The 25336-nt window shown below is 57.4% G+C and carries 11 protein-coding genes and 1 pseudogene; 10 read left to right on the top strand and 2 right to left on the bottom strand.

Annotated features, from left to right (window positions below):
• The first annotated feature begins 101 nt into the window (after positions 1–101).
• A complete protein-coding gene (locus P3T22_RS05670; RefSeq protein WP_063500031.1) occupies positions 102–2006 on the top strand; it encodes an AAA family ATPase in 1905 nt (634 codons plus the stop codon).
• Between the two features lie 520 nt (positions 2007–2526).
• Positions 2527–3084: a hypothetical protein gene (locus tag P3T22_RS05675; RefSeq protein ID WP_429324480.1), complete on the top strand. Its 558-nt coding sequence runs from the start codon at positions 2527–2529 to the stop codon at positions 3082–3084.
• A gap of 251 nt (positions 3085–3335) precedes the next feature.
• Here P3T22_RS05675 and P3T22_RS05680 read toward each other — a convergent pair whose 3' ends face one another.
• Positions 3336–4520 (bottom strand): acyltransferase family protein, encoded by a 1185-nt coding sequence (locus P3T22_RS05680; protein ID WP_429324481.1) that lies wholly within the window; start codon positions 4518–4520, stop codon positions 3336–3338.
• Positions 4521–4898: 378 nt separating this feature from the next.
• On the opposite strand from P3T22_RS05680, the gene P3T22_RS05685 reads away from it, so the two are divergent.
• From P3T22_RS05685 to P3T22_RS05700, 4 genes are all read left to right on the top strand, one after another.
• The gene (locus P3T22_RS05685) at positions 4899–6005 is read left to right on the top strand and encodes an OpgC domain-containing protein (protein WP_063500028.1); all 1107 of its coding nucleotides are present in this window, start codon (positions 4899–4901) and stop codon (positions 6003–6005) included.
• Positions 6006–6061: 56 nt separating this feature from the next.
• Entirely contained in the window at positions 6062–7681 is a 1620-nt protein-coding gene (locus tag P3T22_RS05690; protein ID WP_420488492.1) for a tannase/feruloyl esterase family alpha/beta hydrolase, read from the top strand.
• A gap of 206 nt (positions 7682–7887) precedes the next feature.
• Positions 7888–8811, top strand: coding sequence for an ABC transporter ATP-binding protein (locus tag P3T22_RS05695; protein WP_063500026.1), 924 nt, complete (start codon positions 7888–7890; stop codon positions 8809–8811).
• Positions 8811–9572 carry an ABC transporter permease gene (locus P3T22_RS05700; RefSeq protein WP_063500025.1) on the top strand — a complete coding sequence of 254 codons (762 nt, stop codon included), beginning with the start codon at positions 8811–8813 and terminating at the stop codon, positions 9570–9572. Before P3T22_RS05695 ends, P3T22_RS05700 begins: the two co-directional genes overlap by 1 nt.
• A 102-nt stretch (positions 9573–9674) precedes the next feature.
• On the opposite strand, the gene P3T22_RS05705 is transcribed toward P3T22_RS05700, so the two are convergent.
• Positions 9675–10676, bottom strand: a complete 1002-nt coding sequence (locus tag P3T22_RS05705) for a helix-turn-helix transcriptional regulator (RefSeq protein WP_063500845.1) — start codon at positions 10674–10676, stop codon at positions 9675–9677.
• A 116-nt stretch (positions 10677–10792) separates the two neighbouring features.
• Between P3T22_RS05705 and P3T22_RS05710 the strand changes: the two are divergent.
• The 4 genes and pseudogenes from P3T22_RS05710 to P3T22_RS05725 all read left to right on the top strand — a co-directional run.
• Positions 10793–11314 (top strand): annotated as a pseudogene (locus P3T22_RS05710) (helix-turn-helix domain-containing protein); the annotation flags it as partial.
• A gap of 589 nt (positions 11315–11903) precedes the next feature.
• The gene (locus P3T22_RS05715) at positions 11904–12329 is read left to right on the top strand and encodes a DUF3830 family protein (protein WP_063500024.1); all 426 of its coding nucleotides are present in this window, start codon (positions 11904–11906) and stop codon (positions 12327–12329) included.
• A gap of 499 nt (positions 12330–12828) precedes the next feature.
• Positions 12829–15411, top strand: a complete 2583-nt coding sequence (locus P3T22_RS05720; protein WP_063500023.1) for a YadA-like family protein — start codon at positions 12829–12831, stop codon at positions 15409–15411.
• Positions 15412–15869: 458 nt separating this feature from the next.
• Positions 15870–25268, top strand: a complete 9399-nt coding sequence (locus tag P3T22_RS05725; RefSeq protein ID WP_429324482.1) for a putative adhesin — start codon at positions 15870–15872, stop codon at positions 25266–25268.
• Positions 25269–25336: the final 68 nt, after the last annotated feature.

Consider the following 25336-nt stretch of genomic DNA (forward strand, 5'->3'; position numbering starts at 1 on the left):
CATGCGCGCTGTCGCGTCAGCAGATTCCCTCTCGCCAGCCTCTACCACCTGATTTTGACCAGTATTGAAGGCCAGCCCTGGCCTGTTTTTGGAAGTGACTTATGAAGCCGGGAAAGAACTCGCTTGGGAAAAGACGCGTGCGCAAGATCGCCATGGGAGCTGGTGCTGTACTCATCGCGGTGTTGCTTGCGTTGAGCGTCTGGATTTACCAGCAGCGCGACGGGCAGGCCACGCCGGCGCTTACCGGCATCGCGAGCCAGATGCGCCACGATCCCTCGGCGTGGACGCGCGACGAGCAAGATGCGTCGCAAATGTTGCGTGACATTCACAGCGCCAACGTGGCCGCGATCGGCGTGAGCCCCAACGCGATTCTGGTGTCGACGCGCGAGGGCGCGAAATACTTCGTCACCGACCATAACGCAACGTTCTCGCACGCACTGCTGCTTGGCGAGCCCAAAGCCGGCGAGGCCGCGTCCTATCAGCTCGTGTGGCTGCCCGACGCCGATATCCGGACCGGCGCATCGCGCTGGGTTCCGGTGTTCAACCAGGTGCGCGATGCAATCGGCCTGCTGCTGCCGCTGCTGTTGATCGGCGGCATGGCGTGGTTCATGCGCCGCGAGATGAGGGGCGGCGCGTCGCTTCTCAGCCGTGCACCCAGGCTGCGTTTCGACGACGTGATCGGCGCGGGTGAAGCCAAGGCGGCGCTGGCGGACATCCGCGGCTACCTGTCCGATCCGAAGCAATTCACGTCGATGGGCGTGCGCGCGCCGTGCGGCATTCTGATGGTCGGCGGCCCGGGCGTCGGTAAGACGCGGCTTGCGCAGGCGCTCGCCGGCGAATGCGGCGCGAACTTCATTTCGATCACGGGCAGCTATTTCAGTGCGAAGTACTACGGCGTCGGCATCCAGAAGGTCAAACATCTGTTCGAACTCGCGCGCAAGAATGCCCCCACGGTCATCTTCATCGACGAAGCCGACGGCCTCGCCAAGCGTACGGATACCGGCGGCGGTCCCGTCGAAGCCGAGAGCAACCGGATCATCAACCAGCTGCTGGCGGAAATGGATGGCTTTGCTTCCAACGAAGGCGTCATCATCGTTGCGGCGACCAACCATCCCGACAATCTCGATGAGGCGTTGCGCCGTCCGGGCCGGTTCGACCGCACGGTGCAGGTCCGTTTGCCCGACCGCGAAGACCGCGCAAAAATTTTCCGCTTCTATGCGGAGAAGCTGAAGTCGAAGGCCGCCGACATCGACTACGACCAGCTCGCTCGCCTGACCACGGGCCTTTCTCCCGCTACCGTCGCGATGGTCGTGAATCAGGCGGGGCTGGTCGCGCGCAAGGCCGGCGAAACGGAAATCGCTTCGAAGCATTTCATGGAGGCGATCAAGATTGCGCGCATCGGCGACGTAAGCGGCGCGGAACGGGCACTGAGCGAGGACGAACGCACGCGTATCGCAGTGCACGAAGCAGGGCACGGTCTCGTTGCCGCGCTGCTCGGCACCGGCGTGCTGGAAGAGGTCACGATCTTGCCGCGTGGCGGCGCATTGGGTGTCGCGCTCATCACGAAGGCGCAGGACAAGCACCTGTACCGTGAAACTGAAATCCGCAACGAAATTCAGGTCTTGCTCGGCGGACGCAACGCCGAAATTCTCACGTTCTCCGAAGCTTCTAGCGGCGCTGCGTCGGATCTGCAGGAAGCATCGCGCATCAGCCTCGACATGGTGTCGAAGTTCGGCTTCAACCGCGACGGCGATCTGTTCAGCCTGGCGGCGCTGCCGTCGCAGTACGCGGGCCTGCAAATGAAAGGTGCCATCGAACACGCCAACGTGCTGCTCAAGGAATTGAACGAGTTGTGTTATGGGCTGCTGCACGCCTATGAGCCCGTACTGCGCGCCATTGCCGACGAACTGCTCGAGCGGGAGACCGTTCCTGGTGAAACCGTTTACCGGCTGGTCAAGGAGCATAAGAGCGCGCTGAAGATCGTCCACGAGCCGGCGGCCGCCTGATCCGCATTGCGCCGGGAAAGCGCGAAAACGGGCGGCGGTTTTCCTTGTTCCGCCCCGATTGGACAAGCGGGAAACTGCGGCCCCGTCGTTATAATCCGCCGCGCTTTTGTCCGATATTCCCGGATGCGCGGCCTATACTGAATCTCGCGGTGCAATCTTAATGCGCCGCTGACTCACGAAGTCAGCCAATGCGCGGATTTCCGTGCGATTCCTCCGCACGCGTCCGCCGGCACCGGGCTATCAATCATTTGCCCGGTGAAGCAGTTCGCCAATCACTATCTTCCGCTATCGGCCCCCCCGGCACCGCGCGCCTGCGCTGCTCGAATCGCCGACGATACCATGCCGTATTTCCGCTGGACGCGAGCCTGTTGAGGGGCTTCGTCCTTTTATCGCTGGCTGCGCGAACAGCGTCGGCCGGGTACGGGCGTGCCTGTTAAATCGCTTTGAAAGGTCCACTCGATTCAGTTAGGTAGCCGAAGTGTATGAATTGAGTTGGGCGTCTGATTTGCTTGGAAAGGAGATGAACATGAATAGCAAGCGTATAAGCGTTCTGTCGGCCACAGCTATGGCGCTTCTGGCGCTCAGTGGCGCGGCAAAAGCCGCCGATAAGTGCTCGCTCGCCACGCTGAACGGCGCGTACGGCTTCAGCGCGCAAGGGAAACTGATTGGATTGCTGGATTCGACGGGGGGAGTCCATCCGTTTGTCACGCAACAGCTACTTAACGACGTTGCGCTCGTAATCTTCAACGGGTCCGGCCACTTCAAGCGGATCGACACCGGTACCGTCGGCGGCGCACCCAAGGGCGGTCAGACTGATTTCACCGGAAATCAGAGCGGCTACTACACGGTCAATTCGAATTGCACCGGTACGATGACGATCCAGTATGACAGCGGCGTGACGCTCCTTCTGGAGATGGTCGTGACCGATGATGCCAGATTGATCAAAGCCATTATCATCACCGAGACCCTCCCAGGCGCCGCGCCCACGATCGACAACACGCCCTGCCAGGCGCCTTGCGCTGAGGCGGTCGAGGTCAGTCTCGAGGGGCGCAAGGTGGAGGCTTTCGGATTCCGTTAATCGGCGGCGGATGCCGCTATTCTGGCGCCGCCGTAACCGCGGGGATGTCGCTTCGCGGGCGGTGGCGTTTCGCCCCTTTGAGGCAGCGGCTGATCGAGGCCCGGCTCGACCGGCTTGGGAATGGCGTCGCCAATGGGCCTGGACACTTCTGTGCCCGCGTGTCGCGCAAGGTTCGAAGCAGCCGGCTAAGTGAGGCCGCATGACACCGTGCCCTTACTCAAACCGCAGGAAAGAAGAACGTAATGAAGCCTTTAAGCGGCATCTGAAGCCGCGCCTTCATCCCTCAATGCGCGCCCGTTGCGAGCGACAAACGTGGCCGGTGTTTGCGTCGCCATAGGAGCCGTGGTGCGCGGCTGTGCGCGCTGTGTCTTCAAGCGAAGAATCGGCGCTTCGATCAGCCGCCAGGAGAGCACGGCCATCGTCAGCGAAATCAGGAACGACGCGACAATCCCGGCGACGTGCGCCCAGATCGGTACGGTGCCCCCGAAGAACGCCATGGCGTGGTGGTTGCGGGTCAGGTCCGGAATCAGATTGTGATAGAGATAAAAGCCGTAGCTGATGCGCCCGAAGTTCACCAGCCAGCCGGTTTCAAGCAGACCGATCACTGCCGCGTTACGGCAGCACGCAATCGAACACACAAGCGCCGCGATAGAGACGCCATACAACGCGCTGACCATCGTGAACGCAAGCGAACTGTCTAACTGACTCCACCTTGGCTCGGTCGCACAAAACCCCACAAGGCAAACACTCAACACGAACAGCGTCATGCCATGTCCGAGCATGACGCGTAAACGGCTTTCTTTCCCGGCGATCATCAAGCCGCCAATCCCGCCCAGCGCCAGCAACCAGAAGTTGGTCAGCGGATGCGTGTAGATGGTGATTTCCTGCCACTGTGCGGCCCGCATCGCCAGCAGAGAAACCAGACCAACCGCGACAATCGCGAGGCACACCGCGCGATGCCGCCGCGCCGCAACCAGCAGCAAGAACGGCGCAAAGACGAGATAGAACTGCTCCTCGATCGCGAGACTCCAGAGATGCGAGTAACACCCCGGCCAGTAATGCAGCACGGAGCCGATCCAGACGTTCGACAGATAAGCGAAATGAAACGGCATGCCGCTCGCTAACTCAGGGCTCGCCATCCCGAGCGCCATCAGCACGCACATCACCACCAGCATCAGGTAGTAGATCGGAAATATGCGTAGCGTACGGCGAAACAGGAAGCGCTTCAGTTCAGCGCCGAACCGGCTGCCGTTTGTTTCGATGCGCGTGCGTTGCGCGGACAGAATGCCGATAATCAGAAAGCCGCTCAGCGCGAAGAAGATCCATACGCCAAGGTGGCCGATTTCGCCAACGTCACCGAATAGACGGTGCTGAAAAAAGACCATCAGGACTGCAATCGCGCGCAATCCGTCGAAGCCGGCAATCCTGTTGTTCATGTGTATGTCTTCCAACGGGCGTGCGGGAACCCATCCTACGATGAAAAAAAGCGAAAAAAATCGCGCACCGACATGGGTGATTTTTTTCCGTGGCCTTTACCGATTATGCTCACGCTGGACGCAATAAAAGCCGCAAAACTTGCCGCAAGACTTTCCGTCAACCCAAGCCGTGACGACGCAGTATTACTTCACGCCGACATCCGAATTTCAGATTGCTGCCACTTCGCCCACACTTAAAGGGAGGTTGTCAGCACGCGTCGGCGTGGTGCGCGGCATCGGTGGGAAAGTTTTATTGTTATGGAGTTCCTACTGGGAACACCGGTGTATAACCGCTTTTCTCGGCGCATTACACGCATGCGCCATCTTGCGAGAACCTGAATGGACACCCGTCGCGGACGCTCGATTGAAGTGGATTTTTTCCGCGGCGTCGTGTTGATCGTCATCGTGTTGGACCACATTCCCGGTAGCACGCTCTCGCATCTGATGTTGCACACCTATGCCTTGTGCGACTCGGCCGAAGTGTTCGTGTTCCTCGGCGGCTATGCGTCGGCGGCAGCGTATACGGCAGTACTCGCGGGCCGCGGCGAGAGTGCGGCGGCGATGCGCTTCATCAGGCGCTGCTGGGAGATCTATCGCGCCTATCTATTGACGGCCGTATTAACACTGCTGTCCGGCGCCGTTCTCGCGCAATTGCATCTGAACCAGCCGATGGTCGACCTCACCGGCTGGCAGCCGTTCGCGGTGCAGCCGTTGCGCGAGGCGTTCGATATTGCGGTGCTGCGGCGCCAGCCGTATCTGTCGAGCGTGCTGCCCATGTACGTGATCTTTGCGCTGTGCGTACCGTTCGTGGTGCCGCTGGCGCGCCGTTCCCCGCTCGCGGCGCTGGGCGCGAGCGCGACGGTCTGGTCGCTCGCCCGGCCGCTGGCCGCGCTATTCAGCATTGACGACATGGCCGACTGGGCTTTTAATCCGTTTGCATGGCAACTGATGTTCGTGCTCGGCGTTCTGTGCCGGGTGCAACCCATCAGCGAGCGCTTTCACGCCACCCGCACGGCGCACTGGTTCACGCGCGCCGCGGTAGTCGCGGTGCTGGCGTTCGCCATTGTCAAACTCTTTGTGCTGACGCAGCCGCTGCCCGGTGTGCTTAAACAGAACCTTTCCGTGGAGCGCGTGATCAACTTTGTCGTCATCGCCTGGCTCGCCGCGCAGTTCGTGCGCGTGGGCAGCATCGCGTGGCTCGCACAGCGGTTGCCGGCGGTGGTGACGGTCGGCCGTACCGGGCTTGTGTGCTTTGTCGCCGGAACGTTGGTGTCATTGATCGTCGATACGGCGACGCCGCATACGTTCCACGGTTTTCGCGGCACGCTGATCGGACTCGGCGGCGATCTGGTCGCCATCGGCGCGGTATTGATGATCGCGCGCGGCTGGAACGACTGGAAAGGGCAGCAGTCGCGCACGGCTGCCAATAGCGCGGGTTACGGATGAGGGCGCGTGCGCGCCGTACGCGCCATGTGAATCTGACGCGAGGGTCGCGCACGGTCATGACGCTCGCCGGTGCGATGCTATGGCTGAACGCCTCAGGGGCATTCGCCGCACCCAATGAAGCGTCGCTCGCCATGCATTGCGCGGAATTCGCGGGCGCGGTGTTGCCCCCTGAGTTGATCGCTTTGCCCACGGCCGGCGTGCAGATCGAAAGCGCGGCGATGGTGGCGGCCACCGCGCCGGGCAATCAGCAAGGCGGCGAATATTGCCGTATCACTGGCCGCATCAAAGCGCTCACAGCCAGCACACCCGATATCCGTTTCGACCTGAATCTGCCGCGCCGCTGGAACGGCCGCGCGCTGCAGATCGGCGGCGGGGGCTACAACGGCGTGGTGGTGAGCGGTACGGGCGTGATGCCGTTCTCTCCGGATCGTGCGCCGCTCGCGCAAGGCTATGCGACTTTCGGCGACGACTCGGGGCATGTGGGCGATTCGTCGCTCGCGATCTTTGGCCTCGTCGATGAAGCGGTGACGAACTTCGGCTACGCGCATCTGAAGAAAACGCACGACGCCGCGCTCGCACTCATTGCGCGCGCTTACGGCCGGCCGCCGCAACGGATGTATTTCGCCGGCGGCTCGACGGGCGGCCGCGAAGGCTACACGGCGATGCAGCGCTATCCCGACGACTACGACGGCGTGATCGCCAATTCGCCCGCGCTCAATTTTTCGGGCGTGCGTTTGATGGGCTTGAAGCTTGGTCAGGCGGAATATTCGACGCCTGGTGGCTTCATTCCACCGCTGTTGCTCGAGCATGTGTATCAACGCACGCTTGCGGTCTGCGACCGGCTCGACGGCGCGGCGGACGGCATCGTCAGCGACGTTGCCGGGTGCCGGGAACACGAAGCGGAAATCATCGCCTCGTTGCGCTGCGCCGGACGAACCCCCTCGCACGACGAGTGCCTCGCCGACGCGCAACTCTCCACCTTGCTGGTGATGCGCGACGGCCTGACCTGGCCCTACCCGCTGGCGTGGAATGTCACCGGTTATCGCGGCTACAACATCTTTCAGGGGACGCGTCTGACCGGCATGCTCGGGCTCGCGCATCAACCCGAGCGTTTGCCGGTGCCGAGCTTCTTCGCCAACGGCTACCTGTTCGCGCAGGGCGACGGCTACATTCGCTATTTCGTGACGCGCGACGCCCGGTTCGACTCGCTCACGTTCGACCCGCTCCATCCCGGCAAATATCGCGGGCAGCTCATCGCGCTGTCCCAGGCGATCGGCGCGATGAACCCGGACCTCGCACGCTACATCGCGCGCGGCGGCAAGCTCATCACGCTGCAAGGCCTCGCGGACGAAGTCATCAGCCCGAACCAGACGATCGCCTACTACGAAGCGCTGATCGATCGTTTCGGCGTCGACCAGGTCGATGCGTTCATGCGGCTCTACATGGTGCCGGGTTTTCAACATGGCGGCGGGGTGTTCATCCCATCCGTGGATCTGCTGGGTGCACTCGATAATTGGGTGACGCGCGGTATATCGCCCGAAACCTTGATCGCTACCGATATCGCGGCCGCGACCAACGGACGCTCGCGTCCGTTGTGCCGTTACCCGCTGTTTCCCCGCTATGGCGGGAAGGGCAATGTGAATCTCGCCAGCAGTTTCGCGTGCGCCGAACCGTGACAGGATCGGGCCTGTCTGGCATGAACCACGGCCGGTCTTGAAAGGCAGACGGACCTTGCCGACGGATCTTGAGCCAGCGTATCGGCTTCCTCCGCATCTCGAGATTGCGCTGCACGCTTTCTCACTTTCAATTACATTGCGGGTGCGGTCGCACATTCGCGCCGCCTTCCTCCAATCAAACACCGGTGTCTGCCATCGTCGAATCCATGCAGCCAATCGTTTCAGTCACGAATCTGTCGAAAACCTATGCCACAGGTTTTCATGCACTCAAGAACATCAATCTGGCGATCAACCGCGGAGAAATCTTCGCCTTGCTTGGGCCCAACGGCGCGGGCAAAACCACCCTTATTAGCATCATCTGCGGCATCGTCAATGCGAGCGTTGGCAGCGTGATGGTGGACGGCCGCGACATCGCGACGGACTATCGCGGCGCACGCTCGCTGATCGGTCTCGTGCCGCAGGAGCTGACCACCGACTCGTTCGAAACCGTCTGGGCGACCGTCTCGTTCAGCCGCGGGCTGTTCGGCAAGCCGAAAAACCCCGCTTACATCGAAAAGATCTTGCGCGATCTGTCGCTGTGGGAAAAACGCGATAGCAAGATCATTACGCTGTCGGGCGGCATGAAGCGCCGCGTACTGATTGCGAAAGCGCTCTCGCACGAACCGCGCGTGCTGTTTCTCGACGAACCCACGGCGGGCGTCGACGTCGAGTTGCGCCGCGATATGTGGAAGCTGGTGCGCTCGCTTACCGCCAGCGGGGTGACGATCATTCTCACCACGCACTACATCGACGAAGCCGAGGAAATGGCCGACCGCATCGGCGTGATCAATGCGGGCGAGATCATGCTAGTGGAAGAGAAGACGGAGTTGATGCGCAAACTCGGCAAGAAGCAGTTGACGCTGCAACTGGAGGGTCAGCTCGCGGAGGTGCCGCCGGTGCTGGCCGGTTATGGGCTGGATGTCGCCAAGGGGGGCAACGAGCTGATCTACACGTATGAGGGCGACGGCGGGCGCACCGACATCATCGCGCTGCTCAAAGCGCTCGACGACGCCGGTATCCGCTTCAAGGATCTGCATACGACACAAAGTTCGCTCGAAGACATCTTCGTCAGTTTGCTCCGAGGTAATTAATGAATATCTACGCAATTCGCGCGATCTATAAGTTCGAGATGGCACGCACCTGGCGCACGCTGATGCAGAGCATCATCGCGCCGGTGATTTCGACTTCGCTTTACTTCGTCGTGTTCGGCGCGGCTATCGGTTCGCGTATCAAGGAAGTGGACGGCATCAGTTACGGCGCGTTCATCGTGCCGGGGTTGATCATGCTGTCGCTGTTGTCGCAAAGCATATCGAATGCGTCATTCGGCATTTACTTTCCGCGCTTTACCGGCACGATCTACGAGCTGCTGTCGGCCCCGGTGTCGTATCTGGAGATCGTCGTGAGCTATGTGGGCGCGGCGGCCACCAAATCGATTCTGCTTGGCTTGATCATTCTGGCTACCGCCGGGCTGTTCGTACCGCTGCAAGTGCAGCATCCGTTCTGGATGATTCTGTTCCTGGTGCTCACCGCGGTGACGTTCAGTCTGCTCGGTTTCATTATCGGCATCTGGGCGGATAGCTTCGAGAAATTGCAACTCGTGCCGCTGCTGATCATCACGCCGCTCACGTTCCTCGGCGGCAGTTTCTATGCGGTGAATATGCTGCCGCCGTTCTGGAAGATCGTGACGCTGTTCAATCCGATCGTCTACCTGGTTAGCGGATTTCGCTGGAGCTTCTATGGCCTCGCCGATGTGGATGTCGGTGTCAGCCTCGGGATGACCACGTTGTTTCTGGCGGTGTTTCTCGTGATCGTCGCGTGGATCTTCAAGACCGGGTATCGGCTCAAGAGCTAACCGGGCAGGTGCAACGCGTCGATCAGGCGCCCCGTGAATTGCGGCGTCTCCGCAGCCGGCCAGATACGTGCGCCGGCCGCGGCTCGCCTCCGTCTATATCGCCTACGTCACATAGCCCTGCGCCACATTGATCAGCTGCACGCGATTGCGCACGTTGAACAACTGCCGCAGGCGCCGCAAGTGGTAGTCGACGTTATGCGGCGACAGCCCGAGGAAGTAGGCGATTTCCTTGTCGCGCTGTCCCTGCACAACCGCCTTCAGCACCGCATGCTGCAAGTCGCTCAGCGTGACGCGCTGCTGCTGCGCGGGCGCAATCCCGATCACGCTCTTCGCGTGCGTCCAGATGAATTCGTGGATCGTATGCGCGAACATCAGCGTTTCGGCCACGATCGACTCTGTCATCCAGCGCGGGTTGCCGATCTCCGAGTTGAAGCACAGGCTCGCGCTCAGTTCCGGCTCGGGCAGCGGCATTTGCGTGAGAATCCCGCTTTTGCGGCCGGTGGCCTCCAGCATGTCGATCAGGCCGCCGAGCCTTTCGCTGCGCATCTGCGCGCGCGGCAGGTCGGCGCGCATGTCGGCGGTGTTCCAGAGGAACGGCATGCCGGTCGGCGACGCCAGCGCGATGCGCGGATCCAGCTCGAAATAACGCTCGCGGAAATAGCGCGTGAGCCATGCCTGCGACTCGTAGCTGGTCAGCACGAACATCGTCTTGTGATGCGCGGTGGTGCGCGTGGCTGTATAGCTGAACGAGTCGAAGCCGAGTTGCCTGATGCGCCGCCGCACGAATTCCATGCGGTCCTGCGCGCTGCCAAATCGCACCAGCGGACTGATTATCGGTGCGGCCCGCCGCGCGATGGGCGAGGGCGTGCCAATCTCCTCCTCGGTGAAGAGCGTGAGAAAACCTGTGGGCACCATGCCTGATGCGGTGCGGGTGGATGCCCTGGATGCTTCAGCCGCGTGGGCTGATTCCTCGGGTTGCCGCGTGCCGGCCGGGTAAGCCGGTTGTGCGGCAACCGCTGAGTTGTAAGCCGCCGACAAGTGGCTGGCCTCGCCTTGCGGCGAGCCGGTCAGCCAATGTGGCAGCGTATCGCATTCGTGTTCCATGAAACGGTAGCTCCGGCGTTCGAAACGCGTGATGGACGACAACCCGGATGATTAACTATTTCCAAATATTACGGAAGCCGGTTCCTCGCTATCATTTTTGAGATCTTGCGCTGACCGAGTTGTCGCTTGGCGACGCGATGCAGTTTCACGATCCATTGATCGCCGCGATGCTCGGCGCATTGCATCGTGCCACGGGCGACCCCGCCGACTCGCGGCTGTACGTCGACGCGCTGGCCCACGCGCTCGCCGCTCATCTGTTGCAACATTACTCGCGCGGTCGTCACGCCGGGGCTGGCCAGCCCCGGCAGCCCGAGCGCCTGGTGCCGCGCCGCATCCGCCGTGTAACCGATTACATTCGCGCCAATCTCGCCGCCGATCTAGCCATCAGCGAACTGGCCGCGCAGGCCGGGTTAAGCAGCTTTCACTTTGCTCGGGTGTTCCACCGCGAGACGGGTGAAACGCCTCATCAGTTCGTCACGCGCTTGCGGCTCGAGGAGGCCGCGAGGCTGCTGCGCGCCACCGATCAGACGGTGCTGCAAATCGCGATTGCGGTTGGTTTCGAGAATGCCAGTCATTTCTCCGTGCAGTTCAAGCGTGGCTATGGCGTGACGCCGCTTGCCTACCGGCTGCGCGGCTGAGAGTCGGGTTGCGCGGCTGGATCGTATGGGTGGCTCGCTAGCGTGCGATGCGCGAGCGGCATCCCGACGATTGAAAGCACGCTGGCATTTGCCGGCGCCGATGCCATGCAGCGCGGGAATGTTCGGTCGCCACGTGGTACAACGTATCGAGGCCGGTCGCGGTAGGTCATTGAGGGCAAATGAATCACCGAAACGACAACTACGCACTTCGCACAGTTTGCTGGGCATTGCGTGGCTTGCAAACTACGAACTTTCGTGGCGCGATGGGAGATGGACCTGGCATGGCCGGGCCTGAATTCTGGTCCGACCAGTTCAGAAGCCATGATGTTCACTATGCAATGAACCGGAGGTCGCGGGTAACCATTGCAGTTGCTGGGTTTAGATGATATGCAGCGGGCTGCCATGGGTTGGCGGCGGCCTGCGCGATGTGCAGTAGCCGCTATCACTGGATCAACTGGCCTGACCAGATGTGTGGCAACTGTATCTGTCGAAGCATTGCACCGGCCGACAGAATGTTATGCCTGCAGCCTGGCTTCAGCCGGCGTCTGACCGACCCTTCCACTCAACCCCTCACACCGGATACCTAGCGATGACCCGACTTCGAATCACCTCCTGCGGCCACGTCTTTACCGCCGAAACGCATCCTGACGCGCCGCAAACGGTGGCCGCCTTTCTGAAGCTCCTGCCTTACCGTCAGAAGATCATCCACGTGCGCTGGAGCGGCGAGGGCTGCTGGGTTCCGCTTGGCGACTTCAAACTCGAAAACGACGGCGCGGCAGTCGGTTTTGAAAATCACACGAGCCATCCGTCGGTTGGCGACATTCTGTTCTACCCCGGCGGTTACAGCGAAACGGAGATCATTCTCGCGTACGGCTCGTGCTGTTTCGCAAGCAAGATGGGCCAACTCGCGGGCAATCACTTCCTGACCATCGTCGAGGGCAAGGAAAAGCTGCGCGAACTCGGCACCAAGGTGTTGTGGGAAGGTGCCCAAGACGTGCTGTTCGAAAGGATCTGAAGCGGCCGTGCGGTGTTTGCGCGGTCTGCGGCGAACGCAAACGCCCTGGTTGATTTTCTCTGCATAAAGCGCCTCGGCACTGAGTCATGTCTGACTCGGCGAACGGCACCGGACCGCTCGCTGACTTTGTTCGCTCGATGACCGTGTGACGCAGGGTGTCACGCGGGGTGTCACGTTGAGGGCTTAATGCCCATCCTCCTGGTTTAAGAAGCGCTAAGAACGCGTCTTAACACCGCCTAAAGATATCCGGTTGATTTAAGACGTTTGGCACTTTGCGTCCTAAACCAGGTATGCCGTTTGTACTTATTCAAGCTAAAAAATTGCTTTTAAGAGTTTTCGTATTCGCGATCTTGTAAGCGGACGGCAAACTATGGGCGTCGCGTTTGTTGGTCAAGGGGCAGCGCGACGCATTCTTAAGTCTCTCGACGGTTGAGATAGATATTTAGGATGTCTTAAGACAATTCTTGATGGATGGATTTCGATAAAAAGACTGGGAGGAATGTTGAACAAGACTTACAAAACCGTTTGGAATAGATCGACCCTCACCTACATCGCCGCATCGGAGGCAGCGAAGTTCCGTGGCGCGAAGGGTGCTTCGGCATGCGGGGCGCTGGTGGCCGGTGCGGGGTTGTTGAGTACGCTGGTGTATGCATTGCCGGCTAGTGCGGCGGGTTCTATCGATCAATATATCGCTGTCAGCACGACATTGACCGAGGGCAGTGAGCCTACGTCGGTGGACAATACGAAGTTGAACGCGATGGCCCTTGGCCCAAATGCGGTGTCGAATGGCAACAACGCTTTGGCGGTCGGCGCCAAGACACTGGCAAGTCTGGACGGCACGACTGCCGTTGGTTCGGCTGCTGCCGCATTGGCAGTGAATGCCACGGTGATCGGTGCGGGCGCCACGACCGGTGGTGACGCGCTGAATGGCGTGGCTATTGGTTATATGGCGTCTGCAGAAGGTGTCAACACGCTGGGTCTTGGCGCGCACGCAAGCGCGCTTGGCGATGATTCCATCGCGCTTGGTACCAATGCCTCGACATCCGACGGCGTGGCGAAAACCATCGCCATCGGTTCTGGCGCGTCGGCCAGTGCCGCCGGCGGGATTGCGCTCGGGGCCGGCTCAAGGGCGGATCGGGCCAATGCGTTGTCGGTCGGGAATTCGAGCCTGAACAGGCAAATCATCAATGTGGCTGCTGGCACGCAGAACAGCGACGTGGTCAATGTTTCGCAACTGAAGGGCGCGATGGAGGCCATTGGTGGAGGCGCTACCGTCAATGTTGACGGCACGATCAGGAAGCCAATGTACATGATCGGTGGTCAGACTTACGCCGATGTCGGTGCGGCTCTATCCGCTTTGGTGACAAGCACGGAAACAGCGAGCGCCGACTGGGTTCGATATGACTCGACCTCGCACGACGCCGTAACGTTGGGCAACACTGGCACCCCGGCTCAGCTCACCAACGTGCGCGCCGGGGCACTCGCCGCCGACAGCTCAGACGCCGTGAACGGCTCGCAACTGTTCGCGACCAACCAGGCGGTGGCGCAGAACACCAGCGATATCGCCGCCAACACCGGCAGCATTACCAACCTCGACGCGCGCACCACCACGATCGAAGGAGACGTGAGTAACATCACAAACCAGATCACGAACGGCGAGATCGGGCTTGTCCAGCAGGATCAGGTATCGCGCAATCTCACGGTCGCCAAAGACCTCGACGGCGCCAGCGTCGATTTCACCGGGTCCGGCGGCGCCCGCGAACTGACGGGGATCGCGGCGGGCACCACGGATACGTCCGCGGTGAGCCTTGGCCAGCTCAAGCCGGTGGTGGCTGCGCTCGGCGGCGGCGCGCAGATCAATGCCGACGGTTCGCTGACCGGTCCCACCTATCACATGCAGGGTGGCACGCAAGGCAATGTCGGCGATGCACTCGGCTCGCTCGACAGCGGACTCACGACGCTGCAGCAGAACATGCAGACCGGTGGCATCGGCATCGTCACGCAAGATCCGGTGTCGCGCATCATCAACGTCGGTGCAACGACGGACGGCGATCTGATCAACGTGGCCGGCACGGCGGGCAATCGTTTGGTCACCGGCGTCGCGCCTGGCGCGGTCAATGCCGCGAGTACGGATGCGATCAACGGTTCGCAACTCTATACGCACGCGGCAAGTACGGCGGTGGCGCTCGGCGGCGGCTCGACGGTCAATCCGGACGGTTCGGTGACGGCGCCCTCGTACAGCGTGGGTGGCACGGTCGTGAACAACGTCGGCAGCGCGATCAGCAATCTGGATGGCCGCGTGACGCAGAACACCAGTGACATTGCCGGACTGCAAACCACGATCGGCAACATCAGCGGGTCGGTGGCGAATGCGGTCCAGTACGACAGTTCCGCGCACGACAAGGTCACGCTTGGCGGCACGGCAGCCACTACGCCGAGGGTCACGCTTACCAACCTGCAGGATGGCGAAGTATCGGCCACCAGCACCGATGCGGTCACCGGCGCGCAACTGTGGAACACCAATCAGCAGATTGGCAACCTCGGTCAGCAAATCGGAGACCTCGGTCAGGCGGTGAAGAATACTCAGGTTACCGGCAGTTCATATGTGGCCGTCAATAGCTCAGGCAATGCGGCGCAGGCGATCGGCAACGGTACCGTGGCGATCGGCGGCGGCGCAAAAGCGAGTGCGCCAAACTCGGTTGCGATCGGCGAAGGCTCGGTTGCCGATCAGTCGAACACGGTTTCTGTCGGGGCGACGGGCAACGAGCGCCGCATTACGAACGTCGCAGCGGGACAGGCGCCCGGCGACGCCGTGAATATGCAGCAGTTCCAGGGCGGCATGAGCGATATGGCGCGCAATGCGTATTCGGGCACGGCGTCGGCTATCGCGTTGACGATGGTTCCGGAGGTCGATGCGAACAAGAACCTCGCAATCGGTGTCGGGACGGCCGGCTATAAGGGCTATCAGGCGGTGGCGGTGGGCTTGTCGGCGCGTGTCACGCAGAGCCTGAAGGTCAAGCTCGGCGCGGGCATCAGCTCGGCCACGACGACAGTCGGCGCCGGTGCGGCGTACCAGTGGTAGCGGGAAGCAGGGTAGGAGGACGCGCGCCGCTCGCGCGCGCGTCGGCAGGCTTTTCTCACGCCCCGCACGTTCGATCGTGCGGGGTGCGGTGCAACATTTACTCGGAAGCGTGTGCAGGTAGACGGGAGCGGACCAGGCGGTTCTCGGTCGAGCCTGTTTGCCGCATTGATCGAGCACGCTGACCAACACCCTGTTTTCCGTTTTGGCATGTGCCTTTACTCGTATTCCGCGGCACGCGGCGCATACCAGTCAGGCGGATCTCGAATCGGCATCCCTTGTGGTTTGAGATGAGTCACCGAGACCATTGATTTCTGTCTGACGCTGATAACTTAGTGAGGCGATATGCCTCGCCATTCATAAAATCCAGAGCAGATTGTGCACGCTAATATTGGATTTCGTCCGATGCCGCCAAAAATCCCGGTTTTATCCATCTATTACTAGTGCAGAGAGTCTTCCGAATGCCGATATACGAGTCAGAAGATATTAAAGACGTTAAAAGGCAAGGTGTGCGATCTCATTCAAAAATTATGGGTTCCAGGAGGCGCCGCAAGATTTCAAATTCGGCTGATGCGGATTCGCTATTTGTTTTTGATCCGCAACACCAGGCTAATGGGGATGCTACTGATGAAAATGACTTGACAGAAACAGAAAATAAAATCGTGGAACCGGCTGTTCGTTATGACGCAATAACCGGTATGTTAATCAATCTGATGTTTTCGATGCAGAAAAAAGCTATCGAAAAATTAATTGATGCTCTGCCAGGGAGTTGTCGGAATTTTATCTCGAAAGGCCACAAATTAGCGGCCTTGTATCGTTCGTTGTGGGAAATTCATCGGGATAATAATAGCGGTTTATCGGGGCGGCTCGAGGCCATGATTTCCGTAATTGAAAATCATGGGGAACTATTGCCCGACAGCGTTGTTGCGTTGAAATCCTGGTTAGTGCTGGCATCCGATGCTTTACTGCTGAAGGATATCAATCTGGGACGGGCGATGTCCGGAAGCCTGCAGGACATCCTCAGCAGGACCAGGACACTGCTCGAAAATGAGGCGTTGCAGTCTCTCTTGCCGGAAAAGTATGTCGAACAGTTTGTGTATCTGTTGGACCAGTGTTCACTCGCATCCGGACTGATTGCCAAGCTGAAGAATTTGCCCGAAGGGGCAAGCTTTGCGGACTACCTCCAGTTGTTTAAATCCGATCAGATTTTAAGGAATATTGTGCCGGAAAGTCTGCTCGAGCTCGCCGATTTTGCGGAAAAAATAAAAACTAGAATTGAGAGGCTGGATAAGGAAGTCTTGGGATTTCTGCCTGTTTATCCAGATCAAGGCGGATATTCTGAAAAGCTGGAGTGGCTAATTGAGGTCCTGAGTTCACAGCGTGTTCAGCGCGAATTGGGACCCTATTTGGACTCCCGTTGGATGGCGTTGTTCAGGACGCCCGCAGCATTAATGCACTTCTTTCAAACCTATCCGGTCGAAGCAGGTGCCCTCGAAAAATTGCATTGGATCGCCGCCCAGGCTGCCGCCTCGAACGAAGCGCGTCCGTTCGAGGGTACTTTGCTGGAGCCGGTTCTTCTAAATCTGCAGCGGTCATTGGTTGACGGCAAAGACGTCAGGCCTGTCATCGACATGATAATGAAGCTGACCGATCCGGAGGCTGGCCGATTTGAGCGAATGAAAACATTGCTGCAACCCATTGCTACGACTGAAAATATCGTAACGATGACTTCGTATCTAACGCAGTGGGGCGCAGCAGTCCGTGCAGGGTTTGATCTGTTTAGCTGGTATCAAACAATTCCTCCAGAAAGTAGCTGGGAACAGACCTTGGCGGCGCTTGTGGGAAAAATAAAAGAACTCGCCTCGGCCAATTCAGACTGGTTACTGTCGGGCGTTGGATTAACCGGAAAGGCTGCCGGTGATCTGAAATGTGTTTTTGACGCGCTAACAGGTATCCGGAGCGAATGGACTTGGGGGCAGACGGTTAGCTGGTTGCTCGACAGGGCGAAGGAAAGTCCGTCCGGACGTTGGTACTACGACCGCTTACTCGAGTTTTGTCTGGTGTGGCAGCTTGGTCAGGCCGCACAGGGACAGGATGCGAAGAAGGTCGCAGAGGTGCTGCAGCAAGCGGGTAGCGCCTTGAGAAGTTATCTACCCGGGATCAGCGGCGCTGCTTTCGATAAGATCGCTTCGGTGCTCCCTCTGCTTCCCGGATTAATGGCGTTGCGCCGCGAAGTGCCACATTTGCCGAACACAGCGTCGTGGATAACGTGGCTGAATAACGTGGTTGCCGTCGCGGGAAAGAGCAAGGATCCTTCAGTACGCCGATTGATCGAGCAGATAGACGAATTTGTCGAGAATGTCTGCACTGATGCGATGCTGACTGCGTTTAATAGCCTGTCAGGCGCTGCCGAGACGCTGATGCAAGACCCTTCGGCGCCAGGAGCGGCAGAGAACACCGCCTCAGGGGCGCCCGATTTCCCAACACGGTCAAGCCACATGGCCTTGGTGCGGACTATTCGCGAAGCGGGAGGGCATGTCGCAACTACGCTATCCCATTTATCCATTGCGGTTTCGCAGAGTATTGACGAGTTCATTGAATCCCGGCTAGCCATCGGACCTCGCCGGCATGCGTTGCGGGATCCGACGTCTCTGGTTGACTTACTTCTGCCGCTCGGCGCTTTGGGTGTGCTGCGGTACGAGCTTGTGGCTGGTTTTGCGGCGGACAATATTGGAGAACGCGATCCCGCCGCTAATAAACCGCACATAATCTGGGGCGACGAACATGTAAGAAGTAAAAAGATCTGGGCTGGTGCGGTACTGGCTGCTTACTGGTTAGCGACGAGTTGGGCACTGTACGCGTTGGTAAAAAAAAGGCGCCAGCCTTCAGCAAACGAACCGTTCTATAGCGCTCTTGCTGCGGACTCAGTTCAGATTGCCATGCCGCAGAACGGTGATCCTGCTGAAGGGGCATCAGGGGGCGCCACCGAGCTTGGCAGCATCGGCGCAGAACAGAAATTGACCGTCGCGACTGACGCCGGGGAGGTACCTCGCACGGCAACGGGACTGGCGAGGTTCATAGAGAAATACAAAGGCGAAATGGCGGTCGGCGGCACTGTATTGCTGGGTGCTGGATTAACTTTTTACCTCACAAAAAATTTCATATTAACGAGGCCTGCTTATCTTGATCTTTCCGATGTGATTGGAAAGATGGAATTTATAGACATTGCGGAAAGTCCTGATTTCAGAAAAATATTCGACGTTCCAACGCAATTCCCCAGTCGGAAAATTCTGTCCGCCGATGTCCCGGGAAATGCGGAAGAAAATTTAAAGCGGTACGTCTCGGATTTGAGCGCGGGCCTTGCTCGAAATACCTTGCTGAGGCAATTCTTCGACGATCTCATGCATCGGCTTGCACCCAGGATAGCCCAAAACAAGAGTCTTATGACCAGGGTGGGTAATGAGTTTGCATTCCTGGTGGAGCTGGACCAGATGATTTGCAATATGCAAAACTACATCGTCACACGCGAAATTTATGCGGGAGATTATACTCATTTAAAAGCGATTTTTATACTTAATAAAATAAGAAATTACGTATTGGGCAGTCTGATTGATAAATATCAGGGGAGGGCGATCGATTACTATTCTATTTCAGGTGGAAAGGAAAATTTTAAGCGGCTGGAGAAATTCTGGAGTTCGGATCTTGTTTCCGTATATGTTCAGTATATGCTTCACGAAAACGGGGCGTCAGAAAGTGAGATTGAGTATTACGGTGAAGTATTAAGAATAATTATCGAGGCGGCAAGGCTTTCCGTGACAGAGTATACGGAGAGCGGTGGCGTAGGATTTGTCGATGAAGGAGGCGTCATAAAGCTGGCCATTGATGGCATAAGTGAGCGATTGATATATGCGAAAGGTCAGCTTTCCTGGGAAAAAAGAGCGGATGCCAGAGCCAGTACCGATACCGGTCACGGAGGGTCGAAAGATAGCGATTCGGTGGAGAGGTACACCAAACTTGTCGAATATCTGCGACAGGCCTCAAAAGACCTCGGGAGTACGGGTAGTCATGACTTCATCTATCCAGGCGACCTGCCGGGCAGGCTTAAGTCACAGTTTATTACGGAGCGCTGCGAGGAGATACTGGGCGACGCGGCCAGGAAGAAAATAATAATTCCCGTGACATACAAGGACGGACCCAATGCCCAGGTTGCGATGTTTAGTCTTGAGCAGATCATTCTGGGCGTCCACCTGAAGCATTCATATTACGATGGTCACGCGGAGATAAATTGGCCTGATGTTATTGAAAGCGCTCTGAAAACGCCGCTGCTCAATATGCGAGAGGAGGTGAGGTGGATATATAAGATTTTGTCAAATATAGACGTGGTTCAGAAGCACGTGGCGACGTTGAAGGGCGCGAATCTCGATGGGATCGTAGCGTTCGCAGACAAGTTAATTAAGGAAAAAGCGTGGGAACTGAGCATAACGAAAGACGTTAACTTCGAAACAACCGTATCCGTTACGACGACAGAAATAGTCGCATCGCGGCCCGGCGGTCGTCGTGAAAAGACGGCTGAGTATATGCTGGGACAGATCGCTTTCACGAAGTTGAGATCGCGCCAGAATATGCGTGTGTCTGATCCGGAATTTACAGAACTGGTCAAATTCCTTCTTGAATTTGATTTTCAGACGTCATATCAGCGACAGGTACTGGATGCGAGAGAGGATCCAACGTTGAAGAGCGCGTTCGACGCAATCACGCTCGCCAAAGTGCAGCCATTAATAGACAACGGGCTTCGCCTTCGTGCAATGAAATACTCCGGATACGAATTGGCGGGACTGTTTGCATTCGAAGATCTGGATGGAAAATTTAAGATAATCTCTCTTGTCGATAATACGATCAAAGTTTTTGATTCAATTCTCGGCGTGCGGGAAAAAATTCGGCGTGATCGTGATGTTCGAGAATGGCTCCTGGGACATTCTATCGATCCGCAGGCAAACTGGGCGTATGAAAATGGTGGTTACGGGGCAGGGGTGATTTTTCCGATCTCTTTTGATGAAGACGATCACACTTCCAATGCAATCACATACCATTCTGTTGACCATTCGGATATTTCATTTTTCAGGAAATTTGCCGAGAGGTTATATAATGAGGCCGACGCATTGGCCAAGTCGGAAAGCGAGATCATGTGGGGGAGGATTCTCAGTTGGCTGGATGTCCTGGGCTTTTTCATCCAACTTCTGACTGCTCCGTTGAGCGCATTGCCAGCGATCGCTATCAGTGCGGCCGCGGCGGGAATACCTGCTATCGGCAAGATCCTCATTGCGGACGACCCGGATGAGAAGAATGGACATATGCTCGAGCTGGCTCTTGGTGTCGGGATCGAGGGTGCAAGCGAGGCGGCCCCAGAATTGTTGGGTAGATTTTTTAGAAGGATAGGCTCGTCGGCAGCGTATCGTCGCTTTGCAACAAAAATGGCGAACGGAAAATTTGGCAGATGGCTTGATGAAGTGGATCTTCCAAAACCGGTTAGTCAAGGTGAATATCCCGGCTCTCTTGAGTTGGTCAGGGACATAAGCAATGAAGTTCGCGTGGAAAAGAACGCCGACGTTGTTGCGAAAATCAATGCGCTTGAGAATATTGTCCAGAATGATCCTGTCCTGCGCGATCACTTGTTATCGCCAGGGTGGCAAAATTCATTCGATGCAGGGGAGCGCTTGAAAAACCTGCTCCAGCCTTTCCCGGATCCGTCTTCCATTCCCGGCGAAAGTGGCGCGCGGATTCCGCTTGAGCTGAGCCAGTTATGTCGCGATAAAAACATCGTGCTTCGATATAGATCCATCAACGCCTGGAGTCGTCTCGCTCCAGACTCGCGGGTAAGTCATCTTGCGGTGGTCTGCGAGATTGACAAGGTGATGTACGTTGTCGATCCCACCTTATTCGAGGTAAGCGGCCGTCACGTTATCAAGGACGCCGTGTTACTGGAGCAGGAATGGTTTGAAAAGACCCGGGAACAGTTGAAGGGAGTGCTCGTCAGATATAAAGACTTTCCGAGTCTTGACGAGGCGAAGCAGTTCGGGCGCATGGATTATTTATTTGACGTAGATAAAACAGAGCCCGGGACCATCGTTCTCAACGCACCTGCCTGGTTCGAGTCCGATCTGCAGAATTACGCCGGATTGAACCGGGGATGGCGAGTGGAAGTCGATCTGGAGGGGATGAGTTCCGACGTGGATCGCGCTTATGCGTCAGGCGCAGATCCGGATGGCAAACGCTATATGAGGGACCTTGACGGAAGCGTCTATTGGGTGAAAAAAGACGTGGACGCGAACACGTGGCGCGTTGTCGATCCGGCGAATCCAACAGGATATGCGCCGCCCATTCGCCGCGAAATTTCAGGGCGGTTGGTGCGCCATCTCGACCTTGCGGGCAAAGGCGGCGCGCCGGTGCAGTTGCGGCAGTTGCATCTCGACGGTGCGAATTTGCGTGGCATGGAGGATTTCATGAGGCAAGGTAAGGTGCGTGCGCTGGAGCAACTCGATCTGGTAAGGCAATCTTTAAGAGCGAGCGGCGATGACGCAATGACGGCAAAACTTGCGGAAGCCTTGTGGGGGAGTAAATGGTCGGATGAATTAATTCGGCCCCAGCTCGTCGGGCAATTAACCGAAAAGATTGCCTTAATAAAAAAGAGGGTCGAGCGTTTTGATCCGGGTAAACATGTTGACTATTTTAATTTGAAAGTCGGAAAGAATCCGGACGGTTCTCCGCGTGTGAGCACGGAGACCGTGGCGGAACTCGATACCCTGCAGTACTCAGATTTTTCAGATCGCGGGATCGATGTAAAGTATATGAACGCGTACGAGAATGGCGTTGACTTTCTCAAGAGCCGGGACGATCTTGGATCTGATTATATGGGGAGAGTCATTGTTCATGAAATGACGCATGCGGTCGACAATGCTGGCGGCCTGTGCGCGGTTGATAATGCATATATCGGTATCAAACGACCCGATAAAAAACATGATTTGACTGCGTTGGCGAAGCTTGCTTCCGAGCCCGGAGATGCGGCGGCCAAAAATGCCGACTCTTACGCGACCTTTATTCACTACCTGTCGCATTTCAAAAAAAATCCGCAAAAATTTGCCGACTTTGAGAGGGCGTTCAAATTCTGGACGCAATCCAGAGTGCGGAGTGAGGGAATTGAATTTCTGTTCGATTTCAATGTTGAAATGATCCCGGGCCCCATGGTAACTATGGGCTACGCAGTACGGGATTCGTTCAGGAACATGGCGTGGAAACGAGCAAGTGACGAAGGGAAAATAGACAATCTGATTAGATACGCAATGCAATTGCCGGAAGCTCGCGAGCTCTCCTACCTTGCGGGAAAAAATACTGTGGAACTTTCCATCCGGAATAGTTTGCAATTTGATTTCGAGGGCGAGCGAAAAACGAGATTTTCATGGGGGACTACGCCGGCGGTCGACCTCGAGAAAGTCCGGCTACGCATCGCTCGCGATATTCGACGTTACCTTGAGGCGCACGCTCATCTCGATTCGTTAACCAGGTCCCCCCCGGACCTCGTTCGGGATCCGATCGACGCCGAGTCCCCCGAAACCGCGGCGGCGAAGTGGATTCTGAAGAGCAGCCGCTCCCGCAGTAACGAGATCGATGAAATAAAGCGCGTCATTGCGGATTTCAAGAACGAAGATCTGTTTGATCCGGTGACGATCGGCAAAGTGCATGACCGCGTCTACCGTCCTCCTGCGGGCGTGACTTACCGTAAGGCCCGAACCGCGGACAATTCGCTTTTCATGAGTCTGGATGTGGGCGACAGCCTTTTTGTCAAACAGGTTGAGAAGATGGTCGCCGACCCCGAGCATGCGGGGGATCAGTTATTTGCCACGCTTGTGCGCACCCATCCGTATGGGGACGGTAATGGTCGAACGGCAAGGACACTATACGCAATCCATCGGCTTCGCCTGAACGAACCTGGTTTCAGGGCATTGACCCCAGCGGACGAGGATGTGTTGAGCGGGCTCCCCCCTGTAGGGAGCAACCCGCCGAATCCGCTTCCGAAGGACCTGCCTGCGGCCTCTGGTGTCGTTCAGGAATTGGCAATGGGATCGCAGGTGGCTGCGAACCGAAGGCAATATCTGATTCTGGAGACGGGGGAGGACTTCCACCTCGGTTATGCGGCAATCGATGAACATGCTGCGCATGTGACATCCTGGCGAAAAGGCGAAAAGCCGCTTCAGAATCAGGCGGAAGACCTGGTCGTGCACGCTGGTGTCTTGCGGATGCGGACACGAGGCTTGCCGGGTAATAGCACCGCGCCAAGTACGACAAGCGAGTCTGGAAAGAAACTGATTTTCTACGCGCCCGGCACGTATAGGATACTCGATCCAGATCTGGTTGCGGCTGCCAATAAGCAGACCTCGAGTTCGCCAGATGGAGGGGCAGCAAATATCGCGGGATTTAAGCCGAATGAGTTCGAGTCAATGCACCATTCCAGAGGATATTATGCCGACGGAGCGGATATGTCTGAACCGTCGCTTGTTTATTCGAGTGAGATGCATCTTGGTGCTGCTGACGCAGCGGTCATAAGCGGAATTTCAGAATACGAATTCTCGCATTACGTGCCAGATTATATCGACACTGAAAGATTGAGTTTGCTCGATGGCTCGGCGGCTCGCGGAGCGAGCCGCACGGATATATTGTCTTTAACCGGCGAGGAGATGTCAATCGAGCAGATTCTGGCTCGCGTGTCTAAAACCGGGTTGAAATATAAGCGTGTGCATATTTGTGTCTGCCGTGAGCTTGCCGACACGGCGAAGCTGACGCGGGGGGCGCAAAAAATGGACTCGGCTGCGAATATCCTGGCTGGCGAAAATAGTGACCTGGACACACCCCGCCCGGCGCATGTCGAAGGTCGCATGATAACTCACCTGGTCACGCTCTTAACATTAGACACCGGGAGTGGAACGATTGAAGAGACCGTGCAGGGTGCAATTGCCAGAGTTTCGGGCGAATATCTGGAGATCTACGCCGCGGCTGGCGATATCTTGTCAATCCATGATTATGAACAGCTCAATTGGGGCACAGCGGAATACTGGGTGAAGATTAGCGACAGGGTGGTTGATGAAAGCGTCCCCGGAAAACCGGTAGTTGCGCAGCCGAAGATTGTCATAAAAGATCCGCAAAACATATACGTCGGTCAGGGCGTCTATTTGATGTACAGAAATGGTAAATTTACCCATGTGATGTCAGGTAACCTGAGTATTGGTGAGGTGGCCAATATAGTCTACGGCAGTGAGGTTCAGGATTTTAATCTGGCGGCGAAGAATTTAAAAAATCCAACGAATAGCGGACGCATTTCGATAAGCCAGATGGATGGCAGCGTGCTTGTCACGGCGGGCGCGGAGGTGGAGCTCCATAATCTTTACAGGGTAGGTTATGGAGAGACTTTAAAATCTGTAGCGCTGTCCAGGCTTGGCTCGACGAATTATGTCAGGCAACTGGCATTCGTGAACGTCGATTTACTTGAGAGCTTTGACGTCAACCGAATTCCGGTTAACTCGGATATCTTGATCGAACGGCTCGAAGAAACGGTGGATTACGATAAGGAAATTTTGCCCGGCTCTGTCCTCAGAATTCCCATGAAGTTAGAAGTCGGTGTCGATCTATTTAAACAGCGTGGTGACTATGCGTACAATTATTTAATGAAACAGGCTTTTGGTTACGAAAGTGCCTTTTTGAGGGCGAAGCTGAAGGTGTGGAATGACTTGAAGCTGCTGTCGCCGGGGCGAAGGATTGAGGAAATTCAGGACCAGAGCGGCGGACGTTACATCTATATCGCGCCGCTTTAGCCGTCGCCGGCCTTCCGGCAGCAAAGCGGGCCGGCACTGACACCTTCGCCAGGCCGGCCCGCCGCAAT

This window comes from Paraburkholderia sp. GAS348 (assembly GCF_050434205.1).
Classification (GTDB): Bacteria; Pseudomonadota; Gammaproteobacteria; order Burkholderiales; family Burkholderiaceae; genus Paraburkholderia.